Annotated in this window: 18 protein-coding genes; 11 read left to right on the top strand and 7 right to left on the bottom strand. The window is 43.1% G+C overall.

The window, feature by feature from the left end; all coding sequences use genetic code 11:
• Nucleotides 1-285: 285 nt before the first annotated feature.
• From C3Y98_RS11245 to C3Y98_RS11230, 4 genes are read right to left on the bottom strand one after another with little or no spacing between them, the layout of a single operon-like run.
• Nucleotides 286-1,338 (bottom strand): aldo/keto reductase, encoded by a 1,053-nt coding sequence (locus C3Y98_RS11245; RefSeq protein ID WP_135278692.1) that lies wholly within the window; start codon nt 1,336-1,338, stop codon nt 286-288.
• Between the two features lie 15 nt (nt 1,339-1,353).
• Nucleotides 1,354-1,926 carry a TetR/AcrR family transcriptional regulator gene (locus C3Y98_RS11240; RefSeq protein ID WP_135278691.1) on the bottom strand — a complete coding sequence of 191 codons (573 nt, stop codon included), beginning with the start codon at nt 1,924-1,926 and terminating at the stop codon, nt 1,354-1,356.
• 25 nt (nt 1,927-1,951) lie between these two features.
• Nucleotides 1,952-3,259 carry a PQQ-dependent sugar dehydrogenase gene (locus C3Y98_RS11235; protein WP_425339471.1) on the bottom strand — a complete coding sequence of 436 codons (1,308 nt, stop codon included), beginning with the start codon at nt 3,257-3,259 and terminating at the stop codon, nt 1,952-1,954.
• Between the two features lie 21 nt (nt 3,260-3,280).
• Nucleotides 3,281-3,781, bottom strand: coding sequence for a GlcG/HbpS family heme-binding protein (locus tag C3Y98_RS11230; RefSeq protein ID WP_135278690.1), 501 nt, complete (start codon nt 3,779-3,781; stop codon nt 3,281-3,283).
• A 672-nt stretch (nt 3,782-4,453) separates the two neighbouring features.
• On the opposite strand from C3Y98_RS11230, the gene C3Y98_RS11225 reads away from it, so the two are divergent.
• The 6 genes from C3Y98_RS11225 to C3Y98_RS11195 all read left to right on the top strand — a co-directional run bounded on the left by C3Y98_RS11225 (nt 4,454) and on the right by C3Y98_RS11195 (nt 10,770).
• Nucleotides 4,454-4,960, top strand: coding sequence for a GAF domain-containing protein (locus C3Y98_RS11225; RefSeq protein ID WP_135278689.1), 507 nt, complete (start codon nt 4,454-4,456; stop codon nt 4,958-4,960).
• Nucleotides 4,961-4,979: 19 nt separating this feature from the next.
• Entirely contained in the window at nt 4,980-5,378 is a 399-nt protein-coding gene (locus C3Y98_RS11220) for a response regulator (protein WP_135278688.1), read from the top strand.
• Nucleotides 5,379-5,585: 207 nt separating this feature from the next.
• Nucleotides 5,586-6,140, top strand: coding sequence for a formaldehyde-activating enzyme (gene fae / locus C3Y98_RS11215; protein ID WP_135278687.1), 555 nt, complete (start codon nt 5,586-5,588; stop codon nt 6,138-6,140).
• Nucleotides 6,141-6,567: 427 nt separating this feature from the next.
• A complete protein-coding gene (locus C3Y98_RS11205; RefSeq protein WP_135278685.1) occupies nt 6,568-7,692 on the top strand; it encodes an HD domain-containing phosphohydrolase in 1,125 nt (374 codons plus the stop codon).
• Nucleotides 7,693-7,964: 272 nt separating this feature from the next.
• A complete protein-coding gene (locus C3Y98_RS11200; RefSeq protein WP_245234371.1) occupies nt 7,965-9,491 on the top strand; it encodes a diguanylate cyclase domain-containing protein in 1,527 nt (508 codons plus the stop codon).
• A 154-nt stretch (nt 9,492-9,645) separates the two neighbouring features.
• Nucleotides 9,646-10,770: a nucleotidyltransferase family protein gene (locus tag C3Y98_RS11195; RefSeq protein WP_135278683.1), complete on the top strand. Its 1,125-nt coding sequence runs from the start codon at nt 9,646-9,648 to the stop codon at nt 10,768-10,770.
• 82 nt (nt 10,771-10,852) lie between these two features.
• Here C3Y98_RS11195 and C3Y98_RS11190 read toward each other — a convergent pair whose 3' ends face one another.
• The 3 genes from C3Y98_RS11190 to pip form a co-directional block, all read right to left on the bottom strand.
• Nucleotides 10,853-12,382 (bottom strand): 2OG-Fe(II) oxygenase family protein, encoded by a 1,530-nt coding sequence (locus tag C3Y98_RS11190; RefSeq protein WP_135278682.1) that lies wholly within the window; start codon nt 12,380-12,382, stop codon nt 10,853-10,855.
• Between the two features lie 47 nt (nt 12,383-12,429).
• Nucleotides 12,430-13,737 (bottom strand): YhjD/YihY/BrkB family envelope integrity protein, encoded by a 1,308-nt coding sequence (locus C3Y98_RS11185; protein ID WP_135278681.1) that lies wholly within the window; start codon nt 13,735-13,737, stop codon nt 12,430-12,432.
• A 162-nt stretch (nt 13,738-13,899) separates the two neighbouring features.
• Nucleotides 13,900-14,856, bottom strand: coding sequence for a prolyl aminopeptidase (pip, locus tag C3Y98_RS11180; RefSeq protein ID WP_135278680.1), 957 nt, complete (start codon nt 14,854-14,856; stop codon nt 13,900-13,902).
• A gap of 301 nt (nt 14,857-15,157) precedes the next feature.
• Here pip and C3Y98_RS11175 point away from each other — a divergent pair, with 301 nt between their 5' ends.
• The 5 genes from C3Y98_RS11175 to C3Y98_RS11155 all read left to right on the top strand — a co-directional run bounded on the left by C3Y98_RS11175 (nt 15,158) and on the right by C3Y98_RS11155 (nt 20,991).
• Entirely contained in the window at nt 15,158-17,029 is a 1,872-nt protein-coding gene (locus C3Y98_RS11175) for an outer membrane protein assembly factor BamB family protein (protein WP_135278679.1), read from the top strand.
• Nucleotides 17,030-17,384: 355 nt separating this feature from the next.
• Nucleotides 17,385-18,302: a quinoprotein dehydrogenase-associated putative ABC transporter substrate-binding protein gene (locus C3Y98_RS11170; protein WP_135278678.1), complete on the top strand. Its 918-nt coding sequence runs from the start codon at nt 17,385-17,387 to the stop codon at nt 18,300-18,302.
• Between the two features lie 132 nt (nt 18,303-18,434).
• A complete protein-coding gene (locus C3Y98_RS11165; RefSeq protein WP_135278677.1) occupies nt 18,435-18,938 on the top strand; it encodes a c-type cytochrome in 504 nt (167 codons plus the stop codon).
• Nucleotides 18,939-19,039: 101 nt separating this feature from the next.
• Nucleotides 19,040-19,564, top strand: coding sequence for a c-type cytochrome (locus C3Y98_RS11160; RefSeq protein WP_135278819.1), 525 nt, complete (start codon nt 19,040-19,042; stop codon nt 19,562-19,564).
• Nucleotides 19,565-19,653: 89 nt separating this feature from the next.
• Nucleotides 19,654-20,991 (top strand): NAD(P)/FAD-dependent oxidoreductase, encoded by a 1,338-nt coding sequence (locus C3Y98_RS11155; RefSeq protein ID WP_135278676.1) that lies wholly within the window; start codon nt 19,654-19,656, stop codon nt 20,989-20,991.
• The last annotated feature ends 38 nt before the right edge of the window (nt 20,992-21,029 follow it).

The raw sequence follows: 21,029 nt of genomic DNA, 5'->3' as shown, positions 1-21,029 counted from the left end.
TACTTACAATTCTGTGGCTTTCTGAGGTGATAGTGACCACTCACTTGCACTCATAATCCGTTGGTGCTGTGTTCGACTCACAGGGGGCCACCATTTATAGAAAGACTCAAGGCTAATCTCTTGAGTCTTTTTTTTTACTATCTGATTTCTAACATTACGATGTGCTTATCGTAGTGGATTAAGCTCATTACACGATTTTCGCATGATGATTTATGGATGTGACTTATGTCGATCTAACGGCTCCCTCAATCGGGAAGTTGCCTAGATTGGGCTTTGAATCGACCGTTAATCAGCGCGACCTAAATAAAAGTTTACTTGATTGCCCGCAGCTAGATTGTTTGCAGATGCCCCTATCTGTTCATGCGGAACGCCGAGAGTAATGGCGCTGGCTGTATCTAGCCTGTTTATTTGGTTTTCATTCAACACTACATCGAGACTTCTGAGGGTGGCATTTAATTGTTCAGCCGTTCTTGACCCTAATATTGGAATTAACGCTGTGTTTGAGTGCGATGCTTTATAAAGCAACCAAGCGATAGCAATGTGCGTCGCCGTCGCGTTTTCCTCTTTTGCGATATCGAAAATCGTATTGATTAATAAGGTGTCTTTTTGAGTTTTTTCGGTATGGACGAGCATGCCTAATTTGCTTAATCGATTATCCGTAGATGCTTCTCTGTATTTACCCGTTAAGAATCCGCCACCTAGAGGTGACCAAGTGGTGATCGCTAAACCTAGTGCTTCAGCCATTGGAATCAGTTCACGCTCGGCTGTACGTTCTGCCAGACTATATTCTGTTTGAATGGCTACAATTGGCGCCCAACCGCGTAAATCTGCCATGATATCTGCGCGCGCAATGCGCCAAGCTGGAAAGTTTGAGAGCCCCGCATAAAGAATTTTCCCCGCACTGACCAGATCATCAAACCCACGCATGATTTCCTCCATGGGCGTCATGCCATCGCTGATGTGCACCCAGAACAGATCAATATGGTCCGTTTTTAATCGTTTTAGACTTTCTTCTACCGCGCGCATCATATTTTTGCGGTTGTTTCCCTTTTCTGAAATTCTGGCGCTTGAGTCCGTACCGTTGGTGTATTTGGTAGCAATGACAAAGTGATCTCGGTCTGAGGCAATGAAATCCCCTAACAGGGTTTCAGACTGCCCGAATTGATACACGTTAGCGGTATCAATAAAATTGCCACCAGCATTGGCATACATGTCGAAGATTTTTTTAGCTTCTGCTGGTTCTGCGCCATGCCCCCATCCGGTACCAAAATTGCCAGTACCTAAGGCTAATTCGGATACGCGCAATCCTGATTTTCTGCCTAGTGTTGTGTATTTCATATGAGTTCCTTTGTATTACTCTAGGTGAGATGATTTTCTTGCGACTTCTAGAATTTCGTCTGATAATGGGCTGGCGGATGCCGCTCTTGATAAGATGAGTGCACCCAACCATTGCGAGAACATTGCTATCGCATTATTTCGCTTCTCAGCTTCCGATTTACCTTCAACCAGTGTGCTGAGTAGCTCGATTGTGGATTCAACGCCTTGCGCGAACACTTGTTGTACGATAAGGTCGCGTCTAGGTACTTCTGCACCTAATGTTGAGAATATACAGGTGGAGCTTAGGTCGTCACGGTTCTTTGCGGAAAGATAAGAGGAGCCAATACGTTTGAGTGGGTCGGCGATATCCGGATTATCGATATGTGCCTGCCAACGTTGTAATGACTTTACACCAACCTTGTCGCACGCTTTTGCAATGAGGTCTTCTTTTGATTCAAAGTTGTTGTAAAAACCACCCACCGTGAGCCCAGCTTTTTTCATGATGTCAGCAACACCGACACCATCAAAGCCTACTTGTCTGAATAAAGTTGCCGCCGTATCCAGCACTAACTCCCGGTTCTCAACAGCCTTTTCTTTGCTCACTTTCATTGCTTTTCCTCAAATGACTTACTAACTACTGTGCCGAAACTCGCCATACCCTATTCCCTGCATCGTCTGCCACTAGTAAACTACCTGTTTTTTGAACTAACACACCTACTGGGCGGCCTTGCGCATCGCCATTAGCATCAATAAAGTCGGTGAGTACATCGATAGGTTTACCTGATGGCTTACCGCCAGCAAAGGGAATAAAAATCACTCTATATCCGCTGTAAGGTCTTCTGTTCCATGAGCCATGTTGACCAATAAACATGCCTTGCGCATATTGTGCCCCAAGATTATTGCCTTTTGCATCCGCTAAACCTAATGAGGCTGTATGTGCACCAAGCGCATAATCCGGTTTGATGGCTTTAGCAACAAGCTCAGGGTTTTGTGGTTGCACACGTTGATCGACATGCTGACCATAATAACTATACGGCCAACCATAGAATCCATTTTCTTGAACGGAAGTTAAATAATCAGGCACTAAATCGCTGCCGATTTCATCACGCTCATTCACTACGGTCCATAGCTGCTTAGTTTCTGATTCCAAAGCAAGGCCATTAGGGTTACGTAAACCCGATGCGTAAGTGCGATAATTTTTAGCTTGAATATCCACCTCAAGAATGGCTGCTCTATCCTTCTCGATGTCCATGCCGTTTTCGCCAATATTACTATTAGAACCTACAGTGACATACAGTTTAGTGCCATCGGCATTGGCTAAAATATTTTTCGTCCAGTGATGATTAAGCGGTAAGCCTGGCAAATCAATCAACTTGGTGGGCGCTGTTTTGATGTTGGATTCGCCATTTTTATATGGAAAACTCACAATACTGTCTGCATTTGCCACATAAAAGGTATTGCCAATAAGCGCCATCCCAAAGGGGGAGTGCAAGCCCTCTATGAAGGTTGTTTTGGTCTCTGCTTCGCCATTGCCATCGGCATCTCTAAGTAAGCTAATACGGTCAGGGCTGACACCTGTTGCACCAGCTTTAGTCAGAAAGTATTTGGCAAACCAACCTTTAATGCTGCCCTCTAACCCTTGCATCTCAAAGTTGGTTTCAGCCACTAAAATATCACCGTTAGGCAACTCATATAACCAACGCGGATGCTCTAACCCAGCGGCAAACGCACTCACCTTAAGACCTGGTGCTGCGTTTGGTTTGTTTGCGTTATTCCACCCCACTACAGCTGCTACATGCACAGTTGGTATTAGGGTTTTTACTGGCTCTGGGAGTGTAGGCTGAGCACCCATGCCGGTTGAAATATCATGCTTTGCTGATTCTCCACAAGCACTCATAACTAATGCGGATAAGATTGATAGTAGGAGTGGTTTCATGTTCATTTTAGTGGCTCTTATGATTGGTTATTTCAAAAGTGATTTAACAGCGTCGATACCTGCTTGTGCGCATTCGGCATCTTCGTTTGGATAGCCTCCGCTCACGCCAATTGCGCCAAGAAAATCTTTACTCGTTTTAAAAGGAATGCCACCAGCTAATGTAACAAATCCTGGCAACTCTGCTAAACCTGGGGCAAGGCCACCTTTTTTGTCTTTACCATAGGCAAACTCTTCAAATAAAGAAGTAGGCATTTGCATCTTTGCAGAGTTTTCGGCTTTAAGTTGTGAGAGCTCTGCAGATGCAATATATGCGCCATCCATACGTTGGAAATATACAGGGTTGGCACCTGCGTCCACAATCGTGATGCTCATTCTCCACCCCTTTTCCATGGCTTTAGCTTGACAGCCGGCCGCCATTTTTTTTGCTGTTTCTAAGTTTAGCACTGCTGTTGTGTCTAACGCTCTCGCTTGTGTGCTCATTACCGATAGGGTGATAGCTAAGCTCATTATTAAGTGATTTGGTTTCATTTTAGTATCCTTTAGTTTTTGTGTGTGTAGTTAATTGTGTTATATATTATGAATATAATTTAATTATGCGACTTAAAAATTATGGTGTCAAATATATATTATGTTTGTAATATATATTTTTTTGAAGGAAGTTATACTTAAATCCTATGTACAAACCTGATGAGTGATAAGGTTGAAGAGGTATAGTTGATGGGATGGGCAAACGGGGAGCAGGTCATTGGTGGCAGAGTAAAGAAAGTATGCAAAATATTTAAAATACAGTGCATGAAGCAGATTCTTATTTATTCCGATTCACGCTCATGCGGCATCATTCCAATGACGAAGAGACGCCTTATTTTCGAGTAGTGTTGGCCTGGTGTCATGAAAAACAGCTACTAAGCATGGGTAAAGCGGTGCGGGTGATTGAAATTGTCTGAACGGCAGGCGCACTGCTTATGAAGATGCTGTTAAGTCTGGCCGCAATGGTTTGGTGGGCTTGGTGCAGAGAATAGAAGTGAACTAGCCATTAGCATTGGTAAGCTTAAAAACAAGTAGAGTGTATTGGTGTGCCGTTGTGGTTCACAAGCTGACCATGAAATAACGCTTATTTTTTGTATAGTTATTTAAATGGTTATAGTATCGTTTAGTCGTGATGGAATAACCCCTCAATAATGCTTATGGTAGACTAATTTTATGATCGCAGCGCCCATACCTCATGATGAAGACAAACGATTGCAAGCGTTGAGGGCGTTGCTTATTCTGGATACGCCACCTGAAGAGCGGTTTAACCGAATCACGGCATTTGCCGCCTTTGAGTTTGATGTGCCTATTGTGCTACTTTCGTTGATTGATGACGATAGACAATGGTGTAAATCTACGTTCGGCACTGATTTTTGCAGTTCATCCAGAGACATTTCTTTTTGTGGTCATGCCATTTTGCAAGATCAGATTATGGTGATTGAGGATGCAGCCCAAGATGTGCGCTTTCATGACAATCCATTAGTGATAGGAGAGCCGCATATTCGTTTTTATGCCGGGGCACAGTTGGTGCTTCCCACAGGCGAGGCTGTAGGCTCTTTTTGCCTGATAGACAGAAAGCCCAGAACGCTGGATGAAAATGATCTTAGTATTTTGTCTACGCTAAGGCAGATGGTAGTTACTGAGCTTGTGGCAAATAGGGACAAGTCTATCGGTCAGTAATCATTAATTGGTAAAGCCTATGTCACTACATGCCTACAAAGACTCTAAATTACCGTTAGTGTTGTTATACGATTCTGAATATATGATCAGAAGTGTCTTTGCATTGTTAGCGAATCAAACCGCTAAAGCGAGTGTGATGGAAACAGCAAATTTGGCTACAGCCAACAATTTATGTCAGACCAATGCTTTTGAATTAATTATTATTGGCATGGGTCAAGAGCATGAAGAAAAGCACTTTATTGAGCTGATAAGAAATGGCATGACATTAACAGATAAAAGTGTGCCGATAGTTGTAATGACGAGCGCAATTACTGAAGAATTGTTGTACGAACTTAAGTCTCTTAATGTGACGGATATCCTGTTAAAGCCTACCCGGGTTAAAGCCATTCACGATGTATTTCTGCGTAATATCAATTAACGATTTTGTGCCCAGCTTGCTAGTTTAACCAGAACTCTCTTGCTTAACAGCAGTCTTAGTTATTGAGGAGATAGCTTGAGGTAAGTGATTGAATTTGGTCGATAGCTACTTGAATGCTCCTTACCGTAATACCGATTGTAGCTAACGATGAAGAGTGATAAATCTTTCAATGTGCTTACCAATAGCAGATTAAGTGAGAGGTTTATCATGAACACAATGAAAATCAACAAGGTGTTTGTCGGCGAAGCCTTGTATGGTGAGGGCAATGAGGTTGCCCATGTCGACTTAATCATCGGCCCACGCGGCAGCCCAGCTGAAACAGCATTTTGTAATACACTGACTAATCAAAAACGTGGTGTGAATGGTTTATTGGCAGTGCTTGCGCCTAATATGATGGCTAAACCAGCCACGGTGATGTTTAATAAAGTTGATATCAAGAACGCTAAGCAGGCTGTTCAGATGTTTGGTCCCGCTCAGTGTGGGGTTGCGCAGGCCGTCGCTGATAGCGTGAAAGAAGGTTTGATTCCTATTGGTGAAGCAAATGACTTGTTCATTTGTGTTGGGGTTTTTATTCATTGGGATGCAGCCGATGACAATAAAATCCAAGACTGGAATTACGAGGCAACTAAGCTTGCATTGAAACGTGCAATCAACGAGTTACCTTTGCCTGAAGAAGTCGTAATGCAAGATGGTGTAGTGCACCATCCATTAGCTGCGCATGATTACCAAAAAACCGCTTTTGAACTTAGACGCCGCGCCTAAGCTGGCTGTTGGTTCTGTATGCGGAGAGTTGAGCTGACTGTAGGCTGTCGCGGGTGAGTTTCTGGCTTGCGCAGAGTTGATTGATAGCGGCCTTTAGTGCTGAAGGCAGTGGTTGGTGCTTTTGTTGGACGCAACATCATGGGTGATGGATGCGCCGTGTTTTGGCTACTGAGAAGTAGCTATTTTTTTGCAAATAAAACCTATGGTTAATGATTCAAATCATCTTGATACTAAGTTATGCTCTCGTTGTGCTCATTATTTCATTACATATAAGCCAAACTTTCCTTATGGGTGCCGCGCGTTAAATTTTCAAAGCAGGCGCATGCCATGTAGCGAAGTGTTTGAGGCATCCGGTACAAATTGCCTAATGTTTATGAAAAAGCCAGTCCCATAATAGTGTTCTATTGGTCAATAATACTAAGAAGATATGATAAATCCCCAATTACTTGATGTAACAAAGCATGGCGATACCTTAAATGAGCGTTTGAGCCATTTGCATGATCGGATGCTAGAGTCTGTGCCTGTAGTAGATCGAATTGGATGCGCGATTTATGATGCTAAAGAGGATCGGTTAAAAACCTTTGTCAATAGCACTAGGCAAGGCGTGCCGATTTCAGGCTATGAAATTAAGCTGGGCGACAGCATGTCCCTATCAGATATTGCGTTAAGCGGTAGCCCACGCGTGATTGACTCTATTCAAGAGTCCATTCAACCAACTAATCAGCATTCTGCTTGGCTGCTGGAGCAGGGCTATCAATCGTCATTTACGATTCCAATGTATGACCAAGGTGTGCTTCTTGGTTTCTTGTTTTTTGATTCTGCCGCGTCTGCCGCTTTTACCCCACAAACTCAGCGTGACCTGCTGCTGTTTTCAAGTTTGATTAATATGACGCTATCTACTGAGATGACGGCGTTGCGTACGGTGATTGCCTCGGTTGAAATGGCTAAGGAACTGACAAACCTCAGAGATTTTGAGACTGGGGCACATATTGAAAGAATGGCGCGCTACTCTAGGGTGATTGCAAAAGGCGTAGCAAACAAACTGGGGCTGGCAGATGAGTTTGTTGAGCATGTATACCTGTTTGCACCCTTACATGATATTGGCAAGATTGGTATTCCAGACAAAATATTACTAAAAGAAGGTAGGCTAGACCCCGACGAGAAAGAAATCATGCAAACGCATGTTGAAAAAGGTATTGAGATTATTGAGAAGATACTAGGCGACTTTAACTTACAGCAGCTTGCCGAATCTAAGGTGATGCGTAATATTGTGGCATTCCATCATGAGTTGATGGATGGCTCGGGGTATCCTAAAGGAGTTAAAGGTGACGCTATACCTATTGAGGGGCGTATTGTTACAACAGCCGATGTATTGGATGCACTGGTCAGTAGCAGGCCGTATAAGTCAGGCTGGCCACTAGACGATGCATTTGCTGAGCTAAAGCATATGGTAGAACTTGGTAAACTGGACGCAGATTGCGTTGATGTATTGTTAGAGCAGCGTGCAGAAATTCAGGCAATTGTTAATAACTATCAGGATATCCATTACTAAAAAGTATTGGTTTGCGCGGGTGCATTTACCTTTTCGTCTGATGCATAGTTTTGCATAAAAATGAAGCGATGCATGCTTTAGGGTGGTTGCAAAACTGCAGCGCCACGAGGATACTTGTTTGCAGAGGTAGTAAGCGAGGTGTAGCATGATGTGTGCATCTCTCGTTTGTAGAGTGTTGCCACCGTGAGTTGATCGCTCATCATCAATGGCCGCGGTAAGTGGGTGGCAAGTGAGTGAGCTTTGCTTTAGTCCTGATTGGTTAGCGGGGTGTGATGAACGCTAAGTTAAATGATATTAAACCAATTTCAACCCTAGCTATCTTGATAGCTTTAGTGGTTTGGGTGTCACTTTGCTTGGTGGCGCTGTGGGCAGTGGTTAATCTTAATCTCCGCGATGCTGAAAAAAGCTTCACTGAACATGGTGAGGACTACGTAGATAAGCTCAACAGAAGTATGGTGAGTAGCGAAACAGTGTTGAAGGGTTTTTCTGCGCTGTTTGCAGCCATTGGTAATACCAGTCCTGAAAAAGTCTCGGTGTATGTCAGAAGTGTGATTGATACTAATGATCAAATTTTTGCATTAGAAATTATACAAAAAGTAGCAAAGAAACAACTCCAAGATTTCATTATCAGCAGGCGGCTCAGTGGCACTCCTGACTTTACGCTTAAGGCATTTTCTTTTGGTGGGCATCGCGGGTGGGAGCATCCTCAAGATAAGCCATTTTATTACCCAGTCATTTATATGGAGTCGCTGTCATCAAGCTCAAATGAAATTATTGGCTTGGATGTGTCCAGTGTCCCTTTTCTTGAAAGTGCAGTGACTCAGGCAATTACACTGCGGCGTCCAGTCGCGAGTCATCCATTCAGACTGATACAGGGGAATCTTGCTTATGTAGTGTTCTGCCCGATAAAGTCAGAAGAAAACATGATCGTTGATATGATTATCGATGCAGATAAGCTGCAGCGGCCGGGCGATAATCTGATGCGAGATGGCTTTACCGCGACGGTTTATCATAAAGACTTCACCGTGCAAGACTCAAAAGGTCAGCTGTTTTCTGTGGCTGGGCGTACCCGCAGCGCAATCGAGGTGGCGATATTCCCAGTTTTTAAACATCAAAAATCGTTGGCCACTATGGGTGAGCCTTTTTTAATATTAATGACCAGACAAGCCGGCTGGACTGACTTAAGTTATGGCTTGATAGGGTTAATGGCTGTATTGTCATTAGCCTCTTCGGCGATTCTTTACAGGTATTTGCGCGCTATTCAGCGTGGCCGATTAAAACATATTAACCACCAAAATATGTTGTGGAAGCTTGCCAATCAGGATGGACTAACGGGAATCCCTAACCGGATGCTGATGTTAGACCGGCTTGAACAAGCCTTGGCCGTGAGTGAGCGCAGTGGACAGTATGGTGCGGTTATTTTCCTGGATATTGATAACTTTAAGGCGCTTAACGATACAAAGGGCCACGATGCTGGCGATTTGCTTTTGATTGAGGTTGCGAAAAGAATCAAAAGTTGTGTTCGGGATGTAGATACTGCTGCTCGCCTAGGAGGGGATGAGTTCGTTGTTATTCTAAGTGAGTTGGGTCCTGAGCTTACAGAAGCTAATGCGGCAGCCATGCAGGTAGCTGACAAGATTCGTGCAGTTGTAGAACAGCCTTTTAAGTTGCAGTTATTTGAGCACCAAGTGACTGTTAGTTTGGGTATTACGCTATTCAAAGGGAATGAAAAAACAATCAATCAGTTGCTCAAGTCGGCGGATGCTGCCATGTATCAACAAAAGGCAACACACCATTAGCTGCACTGCAATCTACTCAATGGTGGTTGCGTGGTCCAGCTATGCTCGCTTCTGTTTCTTTCAGACGCATTCTGCTTAAGCAAATCGTGTCAGCTTGTTATTTATTAGGCATAATAGAGCCTATTAAATAATTAAATCTGAAGTTAAGAAAAACATGAAAGCAATGATACTTGGGGCTGGTAAAGGTACTAGAGTACAGCCCATCACCCATGAAATTCCTAAGCCAATGATTCCATTGGTACGCAAGCCAGTGATGGAGTATCTGATTGAATTGCTTAAAAAGCATGGTGTTGATCAGATTATGGTCAATACCAGCCATTTGGCACCAATTATCGAGAACTATTTTAGAGATGGCGAGCAGTTTGGTGTGAGTATGGCTTACTCATACGAGGGGTATGTCGAGTCTGGCATTGCTATCAGCTCACCGGTTGGTTCAGCTGGTGGCATGAAAAAGATTCAGGATTTTTCAGGTTTTTTTGATGAAACGTTTATCGTGCTGTGTGGCGATGCCTGGATCGATTTGGATATCAGTAAAGCGCTAGAGATTCATCGCCAGAAAAAAGCGATTGCCAGCATTATTATTCGTGAAGTGCCGAATGATGAGGTGTTTAAATACGGCATCGTGGCGCTGGATGAAGATGATCGCATCTTACAGTTCCAAGAGAAACCGGATCCAGAAGACGCAATTTCTAATCTGGCCAATACCGGTATTTATATCTTTGAACCGGAGATTTTTGACTACATTCCCTCTGGTGTTGCCTATGATATTGGTGGTGAATTGTTCCCTAAACTGGCGCAAGCACACCTGCCTTTTATCGGCATTAACTTGCCGTTTCAATGGCTAGATATTGGCAATGTGCAGGATGTATGGACAGTGACCAGCCAAATATTAAACGGTGAAGTCGCTGGTTTTAAAATGCCGGGGCGCGAGGTGAAACCCGGCGTGCACGTGGGGATTAATCTAAATGTCGATTTTGATCGGGTCAACATTACGCCACCGGTTTATATCGGCGGCAGTACTAAAATTGAGCCAGGCGCCACGATTGTCGGCCCTGCAGTATTGGGCGCAAGTTGTGTGGTTGAGAGCGGTGCAGTAATCAAGAACTGTATCGTGGAAGACTATACGCGCCTGACTAGCCAAGCTAACTTGGAAGGTAAGATTATCTTCGGCAGTAAGTGTATCGACCCGATTATGGATACACAGGTAGATATTGCCGAAGCGCGTTTGGAATTTATGATTGAAGATGCGCGTAAACTTATAGAGCCTGACGCAGATTAGCTTTGACGGTAAGTGAGTGCAAACTTTCTACCCACTAGGTGCAGATCAAATCAGCACCTAGTGGGTAGATGTGTTTAACTATTTAATAGTTAGATCGCCTGAAAATCTCACCTTGTGGCTTTAAATCAAACGCAATGCAAATTCGTTCTTCATTTGAGTTAAACGGAATGGTGCGATGAAACAGCGAGGACGGGAACAGCACAATGTCGCCAACATTAGGTGATGCGACACCCACAGGGAAGTCATTGTGCTTTTGTGGGTAATTGTCACCATGCAGCCCATATTCAAAGCAGCCCTCTAGCGGGTCTTTGCGGTCTTTAGGTAACACCAGATACACAGCGCCACTAATCCAACCCACTTCATGGATATGGCGATCTACATAACCCGCACGGCGTAATCGTACATACCATGAACTGGTAAATTCCAGTTCCTCCGGAAATGATTTAATCAGCTCACAGTCAGCGCCGGCAAAGCGGTTTTTGTAGTTAATAAACTCTTGTTTAACTAACTCCCCCAGCTTTCTGAAGGATGCCTCCGGGCGTTTAAATAAATTGCCGGCTGATTGTTTGCCGTTAATAATCATGCCCTGTGCACGTACTTCAATCGCAGTGTTGTCTATGTCATTAAGCAGGTCTTTGAGAAATTGGCTATTAGGCTCTGCGAGTTCTGCAATGCTGTTTTGGTAAACAAAATCAAAACCGTTCTTACAAAAGTTATACTGGTCTTCTACCCCAAAATTGCGGGCGTAGTGTGAGGATAACGTAGCGAGAAATGGCGCATCATGCTTTTTGTGTGTGCGTACAATTTCATCTAACTTTGTTTTAAATGCATCAAAGTGCTCAGCTTTATAGGTGCAATACAAGGCTCGTTCTTGCCAATCATCCAAGCGTGAGCGTTCAAAGTGCTCAACCGCTTCATCAAAGCGATTCGCCAGATATAAAAACTCGCCCATATTGTAATTTGCACCGGCATGTTCTGGGTTGAGCTTGAGCGTATCTAGGTAGCTCTTAACAGCATCTTCCATATTACCTTGGTCGCGCAAGCATTCACCCAGATAGTTGTGCGCGTCAGCATAGTTAGGAAACAAGCGAATTGCATCTTTAAAGTGTTTAATCGCTTCATCCAGTTTACCTTGATCGCGTAATGCAGTGCCCATATTAAAATGGCCACGCGCATCTTCATGAATGTTGAGTGCTATCTGGTAATTCTTGATCGCATCTTCCAATAAGCCCTGCTTTTGTAATAGCGCGCCTAAGTTGCCGTAGGCTTCAAAGAAGTTTGGCTGTAATGCAATTGCCTGCTGATAATGGCCACTAGCGCCTTGTAAATCTCCAATGTTGGTAAGTGCTATGCCTAAGTTGAAATGCAGGTCCGGCGTATTGGGCTGAATCGATAATGCTTTTTTGTAGCTTTCAATAGCCGCTTGCGGTTTGGATAAGCTATCTTGAGCAATTCCTAGAATCTGATACAGAATAAATGTATTAGGGTAGCGGTTTGCCAGTTTTTTTGCGGCTTGTTCCGCTTCGGCCATTTTTCCAGAGTTGAATAAATGCAGGACAGGTTGCATTTCAGCTTGGCTGGGTTGAGGGGGGAAAGGTGCTTGCTTTGCCATCATTTGTCCTAAACTATATCAAATTCTGTATTGCATGAGAGTGACGTCTATTCGTCTTGTTGTTGCAGACGGATTGCCAATTTGCGTAAAAACTTCATGGCGACTTTAGGCTCGTCTAGCAGTAATGTTTCAATATTATCAGTGCTCATTGTAATGATTTCTGCTTGAGTTGAGGCGGCTTTTGCTTCTGCAACCGTTGGTGTGTTGGATAGCATGGCTATTTCACCAAAATACTCGCCGGCATGCACCGTGCGTAACACTTTGCCATGTTTAATGATATGCACCTCGCCTGACACCAAATAGTACAAGCGGTCGGTTGCTTCCCCATGTTGGAAAACAGTGTCATTTTGCGCATATACCTTGCCATAGCGCTGCATCAGCTTCTTTACATAGTGAGACTGTGTAGCCACATGATGCTCTAATGACTCATCAAACAGTCCCTTGAGGAGCAGGACATCCTTTTTTCTTAAAGTGGCAATCAGTTCTGTGCCGAGTAAGAACACTGCAAAGTTTACATAGAGCCAAGTGATAGAAATGAACAGATTCTTCATGCTGCCAAAAATTGACCCGTATGATTCGTTCATCGATAAAAATAAAGTAAATGCAGGGCGCATCAGCAGCCAGAGTATGGCGGTGAATAAAGAGCCGATTAAGATATGCTTAATATATAAGCGTGCAGGAAAGAATACAAAATAGAAAGCGCTGATTAGCAGCGTGGTTAACACTAGTGAGGTTAACGTTGTGAATGTTTCGTAATGTATAAAGCGGCTGCTAGCCCCTAAAAAGATGATGACCTTCTCGAGCATCAGTCCGGCAAATGTAAATAAAAAGAAGAGTAGCAACATGCCGATAATGGCAAAAATGTCTTTTATCTTTCTTTTAACAAATGATGGCGCCTCTACCAGGCTTGCAATACTGTAAAAAGCCGCGCGCATCGCTCCAGCCAGCGGTGTTACTGTCCAAAGCAGTACGAATAGACCCAAAGCGCCCCATGCGACTTGGTGTTTCGCCGTGCTGTAAACCTCGGTCATGATGGCGTTGCTAAATTGCGGAACCAAGTTGCTGGTAATGATAGCCAGTTTAACAATTGCATAATCTGAGCTGAAAATAATCTGGCTCAATAGAAAAAACATGAGCAGTACTAAAGGAATCAATGCAAACATTGCATAAAAAGATAAGGATGCAGATAAGCCCAATGCGTTGTGCCGTTGAAACGCCTTAAACATTTCATGAAATACAAATAGTGGCGTGTTATATCGTTGGTTAGCGTAAACCTCACTAGGCATATTAATCGCTTTGCGTAAGTTGTCACGTATCGCTAAATTTGGTTTTGGAGTGAAAGTGATCTTCTTCATGCGGCGATGTGTTTAGTTGAATCTTGATGGATAGGCATGACGCTTAAATTTCCATGTATAGATATTGCGGTGAAGTCACCTTGGCATACGATTAATGAGAAAGTATAAGACAAATATCTATTAAGAATCTTAGCACTATACTTTCTCAATATTAATGTATGTTTAATCTAAATTCTTAAATTTCTCAGTCGCGGCAATCAGCGCTGATGTGGTGCCTGACTCCATGGCAGAATGCCCTGCATCATCAACAAATTGTAACTCAGCATGCGGCATTGCGCGCTTTAGCTCCCAAGCCGTGATTGGCGGGCAAACCATGTCATAACGTCCTTGCACGATAATGGTAGGCAAATGGGATAGTTTTTCCTTGGCTTCGGCTAGTAAATCGCGCGCTCCAACAAAACATTGCTGTTGTATATAGTGAATTTGCACTCTGGCACGTGCCAATTCTACAGCCCCATTCACCTCCTGTTCATTGGAGGGTCTAGGCAATAACGTCATGATGCTACTCTCAAACTGGTTCCATTGAATTGCAGCTGGGATGCTAATAGCTGTATCGTCCGAAAAAATGAGTTTCTCGTATGCGTTAATCGGGTTCGCTCTTGAGTGCGCAGGTAAGTAGTCACATAAAGCCTCCCAAGGTTCTGGGTAAAAAGATTTTACATCGTTTAAAAACCAATTAAGCTCACTGTCGCGACTTAAAAAGATGCCGCGTAGAATCAGTCCAGTTACATGTTGTGTATGTTTTAAGGCGTAAGCAATGCCAAGCGTGCTGCCCCATGAGCCACCAAATACTAGCCATCTATCAATACCTAAGTGTGTGCGAATCAAATCAATATCATGCACTAAGTCATCAATGGTATTGTTGCTTGTCTCACCTAAAGGCTTGCTGCGCCCGCAACCACGTTGGTCAAGTAGGATAATGCGGTAATGCTTGGGGTCAAAAAAGCGTCTTTGTGTCGGGTTGCAACCGCTACCGGGGCCGCCATGCAAGAACACTACCGGCACACCCGCAGGGTTGCCGCAAACTTCATAGTAAATTTCATGCAAATCATCCACTTTAATCGTAGATTCTTTAAATGTATCAAGTTCTGGATACAACTTGTAAATATCGGTTTGCATGCGGGAGTTTCTCTTTCTGTTTGATTTTAAATGACTTTTTTAAACTTTGGTATTCTTTGGCCTAATGCTTTGCGGCAGTTGTGAGTGCTAATCGTCAATATGTTAAGTTAAATGTAAATAAATTGTAAACAATGTATTGCAATTCATGATTCACTGGTTTATAGTTCTGTTCAAGCACATTAAGTGTGCTACAAATAGATTCATAAAAGCTAGTAAAAATTTTGAGGAACATCAAAAATTTATTGGCTTTAGATATGAATCTATTTATTTAAACCTTAGTAGTTTAACTTTGGAGATTAATATGCAAATCAACAAAATCAAGTTAGCACTTGGCTTGGTAGCAGGTATGGCGATGCCTTTAGTAGCATCAGCCGCTGCAGATCAAGAAGCAGCAATGAAAGACGCGAACAACTGGGCTCACCCACGTGGTCAGCACAACAACAACGGTTACAGCGCTTTGTCACAAGTGAACAAAGGCAACGTTAAAAATCTTAAAGCAGCTTGGACATTCGCTACTGGTGTAAACCGTGGTCACGAAGGTTCACCAATCGTTGTTGGTAACATGATGTATGTACATACAGCATTCCCAAACAACGTATACGCTTTAGATTTAGACAACAACCAAAAAATCGTATGGTCATATTTCCCTAAACAAGATCCATCAGTACAAGCTGTATTGTGCTGTGACAACGTTTCACGTGGTCTTGGCTTCGGCGACGGTAAAATCTACCTACAACAAAACGATGGTAACTTAGTAGCTTTAGACGCTAAAACTGGTGCTAAAGTATGGTCAACATTGATCAACGATCCAAAAGTTGGCGCGACTAACACTAACGCTCCACACGTAATCAAAGACAAAGTATTGACAGGTTGTTCAGGTGCTGAGTTCGGCGTACGTTGCTTTATCGCAGCATACAACGCTAAAGATGGTTCTTTAGCATGGAAAGCATACTCAACAGGTCCAGATTCTGAAGTGTTGATCGGTGCAGATTTCAACAAAGAAACTCCTGAATACAGTGCATTGTCAGTTTACCAAGACGTAAACGGCGGCAACAAAGAAGGCGGTTCTTTCAAAAAATTACCTAACGACCAAATCAAGTTTGGCGAAAAAGATCTAGGTACACGTACATGGTTGAAACCACAAGCAGTTAAAGATGGTTGGCAACATGGTGGTGGCTCTGTATGGGGCTGGTGGCCATATGATGCACGTACAAACTTAGTTTACTACGGTACAGGTAACCCATCAGTTTGGAACCCAGACGTACGTCCAGGCGACAACAAATGGTCAATGACTGTATTCGCACGTGACTTAGACACTGGCGTTGCAAAATGGGGTATGCAAATGACTCCACATGACGAGTGGGACTACGACGGCATCAACGAAGTAATCTTGTTCGACAAAGGTGGTAAAACATACGCTTGGCACCATGACCGTAACGGCTTCGCTTACACATGGAATGCACACAACGGTAAATTACAAGCTGCTCAAAAAGTTCACCCATTCGTGAACTGGGCAACTGACGTTGACATGAAAACTGGTGTACCAAACAAATTGGCATCAGCTTCTACTCACCAAGACTACAACGCTAAAGGCGTATGTCCAGCTGCATTGGGTACAAAAGACCAACAACCAGCTGCATACTCACCAAAAACTGGCCTAGTATATTCTCCATTGAACCACGTATGTATGACATACGAGCCAGTTGAGTCTAAATACGTTGCTGGTCAACCATGGGTTGGTGCTACATTAACAATGTTCCCAGGTCCTGACGGTGTTATGGGTGGCTTCGGCGCTTATGATCCAATGACAAACAAAAAAGTATGGTACAACAAAGAGAAATTCTCAGCTTGGGGTGGTGCTTTAACTACTGCAACTGACCTAGTGTTCTACGGTACTTTAGATCGTTGGTTCAAAGCTGTTGATGCTAAATCAGGTAAAGAACTTTGGAAATTCCAAGTTGGTTCTGGCGTGATTGGTAACGCATTCACATACGGTAACAAAGGTAAACAATACGTTGGCGTGCTATCAGGTATCGGTGGCTGGGCTGGTGTTGCGATGAACCTTGGTATGACTACTCCAACAGACGCTTTAGGTGCTGCTGGTGGTTATGCTGAACTAGTTAAATACAACGCTGCTCCTGGCGGCGGTGCATTGAACGTATTCAGCCTATAATTGATTGTTGAAAAACAATAAAATTATTAGCTAATATCGTAAGCTAGTATCAAAGTAGTAACTAAAAACACCCCGATTCGTCGGGGTGTTTTTTTATTGAGGACGTGATAGGAATAGCGCATTCTTTGCGGTTGGGCATGCTGAGTTTGTACTCATGTTGATTCAATAAAGAGCCATTAAGAAATAGCTAATATTTAAGCCAGATTCATGAAAATCTGCTGTTTCATGCATAGGCTATCCTGTATAGTCGAATGTCGGTTTTGAGGGATTTAATAGGGAGAACTTTTGATTAAGTTACTACTCTATTACATAGCGCGGTGGAGTAAGAGCCGCATTTTTATGATAAGGAATAAAAATGTTTAAAAGAATGCAATTGCTTGGTCTTATTATGGGTTTTCTTGCAATAGGCAGTGTGCAGGCAGAAGATGTTTACTCTTCAGGCCGGGCTGGCGAAGTGCAGCGTGTGGATGATGGTACAGAGTTTAGAGTCTGTGCAGACCAAGATAACCTACCCTATTCAAATAAGAATTTAGAAGGGTTCGAAAATAAAATTGCTGAAGTGTTGGCAAATGATTTAAATAAGAAACTTGCCTTTACGTTCTGGTACGACAGAATGGGTTTCATCAGAAATACCCTGAGTGCAAAAAAATGTGATGTCATTATGGGTACAACATCAGATTACGATGCATTAAGAACATCAAAACCGTACTATCGCGCAGGCCATGTATTTGTCTACAAAAAAAGCAGCGGTATGAAAATTACTGGTTGGGATAGCCCAGATCTTAAAAAAGCAACTATTGGTATTGTGGGTCAAAGCCCAGCAACGATTGCTTTAAATGATTATGGCCTTATGCCGAATGCTAGACCATATCGTATGCAGCGCGACCTCAACTTACCGCCTAGCTATTTAATTGATGACTTGCTTGCTGGTGATATTGATGTAGCGATTATGTGGGGCCCAATCGGTGGTTACTTCGCTAAACAATCAAAAGAGCCGCTAGAGGTTGTGATGGTGCCAGATTATGAAATGGTGAATGCTAAAGGTAAAACTAACTGGAACATCTCAGTCGGTGTGCGTAAAGCTGATAAAGAGCGTATGGCAATGATTGATGCTGCGCTGGAAAGAAATAAAGACAAAATTAACAAAATTCTAGATGATTACGGTATCCCGCATATGCCTGTTGTTGAAGGTGACAGCATTATGAAAGTTTATCGTAAGGGAAAAGAAGTTAATAAAGAAACTCGCGGTGACGCAATCCCAAAAACAGAGTAAAATGTGCGCTTATTTTGCGTTGTTAAGTCAACCGATATATAAATACCTACGTTGAATGACCATACGTTGAAGAATGCGCTTAGCATGATTAGGACGTAACTCATTTTATGTGAATTAAAATTAGGAGATAACATGTTAGGCAATAAAACTTTAGCGTCAACATTATTAGTTTCTATGTTGGCATTAACAGGTTTAGTATCTGTAAATGTGCAGGCAGCAGACATTAACCTAGTAGCAACGCAAGATGGTGCACCTTTAAATATTAAAAAAGAGTTGTTCGATACGCCAGCTGCAAAAGAGTTCTTAGCAACAGGTAAAAACCCATACATTGGTAATGAAGATGCTATTAAAGCAGGTAAGAAGAAATTCAACCTGTACTCATGTAACGCCTGTCATGGTGGTCACGGTGAAGGTGCAATTGCACCAGGCTTGACCGGTAACATCATGAAGTATGCTAAAAACCTTACAAACAAAGGTATGTTTGAAACGATTTGGCATGGTACTAATGGTGGTATGGGTGCTAAAGGTTTGGGTTTGATGGTGCCGGAAGATCCTTCAGAAGGCTTGAAACCTGATGATTTGTTGAAAGTAATCGCTTGGATTCGTAGCAACAGCAAAATTACTGGCAACGAATAATTAATTGCTTTGTGTCGTAAAAAAACGGTCGCGATTGCGACCGTTTTTTATTATGACCAAATGCGTTATTATTAAACTTTTCATAATTAATCGAGTGAATGATGAATAAACATTTATTTTTAGTGGCGCTCATTTCAATGCTTGCTGCATGTGGTCAAGGTTCAAGCTCTAAAAGTGCAGATGCTGGCGCAGGTTCTGATTCAGAAATAAAGATGATTGATTTGGTAACAACTCAAGATGGTTCAGCGTTAAAAATTGACGCAAAACTGTTTGATACGCCAGCTGCAAAAGAGTTTATTGCAACAGGTAAAAACCCATACATTGGTGTTGAGGCTGAGATTCTGGCAGGCAAAAAGAAATTTAGCTTATATTCATGTGTAGCCTGTCATGGCGGCCGCGCAGAAGGTGCAGTAGGCCCAAGCTTGCAAGGCCCGAATTTCAAATATGCTAAGAATGCGACAAACAAAGGTATGTTTGAAACGATTTGGCATGGTACCAACGGTGGTATGGGGGCTAAAGGCTTTGGTTTAATGCAAGCTGACCCACCTGATGGTCTGAAACCAGATGAAGTATTAAAAGTTATTGCATGGATTCGTAGCAATTCAGCAATCACTGGGAACGAGTAAGTGATTTAAAAATAGAAAACGCTTACTGAGATTCAGTAAGCGTTTTTTTATTTTAAGAGTTTAATAATAGTGTATGCAGGGAGTGCAAAATGGGTAAAGCGGAAGCAGAGCAACTGCATCAAATCGTCATCGTAGGTGGTGGAGCTGGTGGTTTGGAGTTGGCAACTAAGCTGGGCGATAGTTTAGGGCGTAAAGGTAAGGCTGTGATTACTTTGATTGATAAATCAAAGACGCATGTCTGGAAGCCATTGCTGCATGAAATTGCTGCCGGCAGTATGAACCCAGAGAAGCATGAGCTAGTTTATTTAGCGCAAGCACATTGGCATCATTTTAAGTTCCGCCTGGGTAGTATGGATAGTCTGGACCGCGCTAAAAAAGAAATCTCTATTGCGCCAAACTATGATGAAGACGGTGTAGAGGTTATCCCACGCCGCACCATTAAATATGACACCTTGGTGATAGCGGTGGGCAGCACTACCAATGATTTTGGTATTAAAGGTGCGCGTGAGCACTCTATTGCACTGGATACGCAAGATCAGGCTGAAAAATTCCACAGACGTTTACACAATGCGTTATTGCGTGCGCAAACTCAGGCTGAGCCTGTGCAAGCCGGTCAGTTAGAGGTGGTCATTGTGGGTGCTGGTGCAACCGGGGTTGAGCTCTCAGCTGAACTGCATAATACAACACGTGAATTAGCGGCTTATGGGCTGGATAAAATTGATCCAGACCGTGATGTACATATTTCATTAATTGAGGCGAGCGAGCGTGTGTTGCCTGCGCTCCCGGAAAAACTTTCTAATTCTGTAGACTTGGAGCTGAGAAAGCTACGCGTGCACTTGTATATGGGTGAGCGTGTGACTGAGGTGACAAGTAAAGGTGTGCAGACGCATAGTGGCCGCTTTATTCCATCCGCACTTGTGGTTTGGGCTGCAGGTATTAAGGCGCCTGACTTTCTTCGTGAGATTGATGGGCTGGAAACTAACCGCATTAACCAATTGGTAGTTAAACCTACGTTACAAACAACACTGGATGACAATATCTTTGCATTTGGTGATTGTGCGGCATGCCAGTGGGTAGGGCACAGTCAAGGTGTGACCGTGCCACCACGTGCCCAGTCCGCACATCAGCAAGCGAGTATGTTAGTTAAAACATTAAAATACCGTGTTGCTGGCAAGGCAGACCTGCCTGAGTTTAAATACAGAGATTATGGTTCTCTTGTGAATCTAGGTAGCTACACAACCGTAGGTAATTTGATGGGCGCATTATCTGGCGGCAGTTTATTTATTGAAGGTTTGATTGCGCGTACGATGTACCAGTCACTCTACAAGCTGCATTTGATGGCACTACATGGGTTCTGGAGCATGGCACTACAAACATTAGCTAGAATGATTGCAAAACGTACTGAAGCACACGTGAAGCTACATTAATCTATATTTGCTTCTAGTCATCACAACGGGCGCATTAA

It is taken from the genome of Methylotenera oryzisoli (assembly GCF_004661485.1).
Taxonomy (GTDB): Bacteria; Pseudomonadota; Gammaproteobacteria; order Burkholderiales; family Methylophilaceae; genus Methylotenera; species Methylotenera oryzisoli.
Note: the sequence above shows the minus strand (reverse complement) of the source record. Positions and strands in the feature narration are given on the sequence as shown.

Bases quoted from the DNA above. Each gene is read 5' to 3' on its own strand.
- C3Y98_RS11245 (WP_135278692.1), bottom strand. From the start codon at position 1,338: ATGAAATACACAACACTAGGCAGAAAATCAGGATTGCGCGTATCCGAA.
- C3Y98_RS11240 (WP_135278691.1), bottom strand. From the start codon at position 1,926: ATGAAAGTGAGCAAAGAAAAGGCTGTTGAGAACCGGGAGTTAGTGCTG.
- C3Y98_RS11235 (WP_425339471.1), bottom strand. From the start codon at position 3,259: ATGAACATGAAACCACTCCTACTATCAATCTTATCCGCATTAGTTATG.
- C3Y98_RS11230 (WP_135278690.1), bottom strand. From the start codon at position 3,781: ATGAAACCAAATCACTTAATAATGAGCTTAGCTATCACCCTATCGGTA.
- C3Y98_RS11225 (WP_135278689.1), top strand. From the start codon at position 4,454: ATGATCGCAGCGCCCATACCTCATGATGAAGACAAACGATTGCAAGCG.
- C3Y98_RS11220 (WP_135278688.1), top strand. From the start codon at position 4,980: ATGTCACTACATGCCTACAAAGACTCTAAATTACCGTTAGTGTTGTTA.
- fae (WP_135278687.1), top strand. From the start codon at position 5,586: ATGAACACAATGAAAATCAACAAGGTGTTTGTCGGCGAAGCCTTGTAT.
- C3Y98_RS11205 (WP_135278685.1), top strand. From the start codon at position 6,568: ATGATAAATCCCCAATTACTTGATGTAACAAAGCATGGCGATACCTTA.
- C3Y98_RS11200 (WP_245234371.1), top strand. From the start codon at position 7,965: ATGAACGCTAAGTTAAATGATATTAAACCAATTTCAACCCTAGCTATC.
- C3Y98_RS11195 (WP_135278683.1), top strand. From the start codon at position 9,646: ATGAAAGCAATGATACTTGGGGCTGGTAAAGGTACTAGAGTACAGCCC.
- C3Y98_RS11190 (WP_135278682.1), bottom strand. From the start codon at position 12,382: ATGGCAAAGCAAGCACCTTTCCCCCCTCAACCCAGCCAAGCTGAAATG.
- C3Y98_RS11185 (WP_135278681.1), bottom strand. From the start codon at position 13,737: ATGAAGAAGATCACTTTCACTCCAAAACCAAATTTAGCGATACGTGAC.
- pip (WP_135278680.1), bottom strand. From the start codon at position 14,856: ATGCAAACCGATATTTACAAGTTGTATCCAGAACTTGATACATTTAAA.
- C3Y98_RS11175 (WP_135278679.1), top strand. From the start codon at position 15,158: ATGCAAATCAACAAAATCAAGTTAGCACTTGGCTTGGTAGCAGGTATG.
- C3Y98_RS11170 (WP_135278678.1), top strand. From the start codon at position 17,385: ATGTTTAAAAGAATGCAATTGCTTGGTCTTATTATGGGTTTTCTTGCA.
- C3Y98_RS11165 (WP_135278677.1), top strand. From the start codon at position 18,435: ATGTTAGGCAATAAAACTTTAGCGTCAACATTATTAGTTTCTATGTTG.
- C3Y98_RS11160 (WP_135278819.1), top strand. From the start codon at position 19,040: ATGAATAAACATTTATTTTTAGTGGCGCTCATTTCAATGCTTGCTGCA.
- C3Y98_RS11155 (WP_135278676.1), top strand. From the start codon at position 19,654: ATGGGTAAAGCGGAAGCAGAGCAACTGCATCAAATCGTCATCGTAGGT.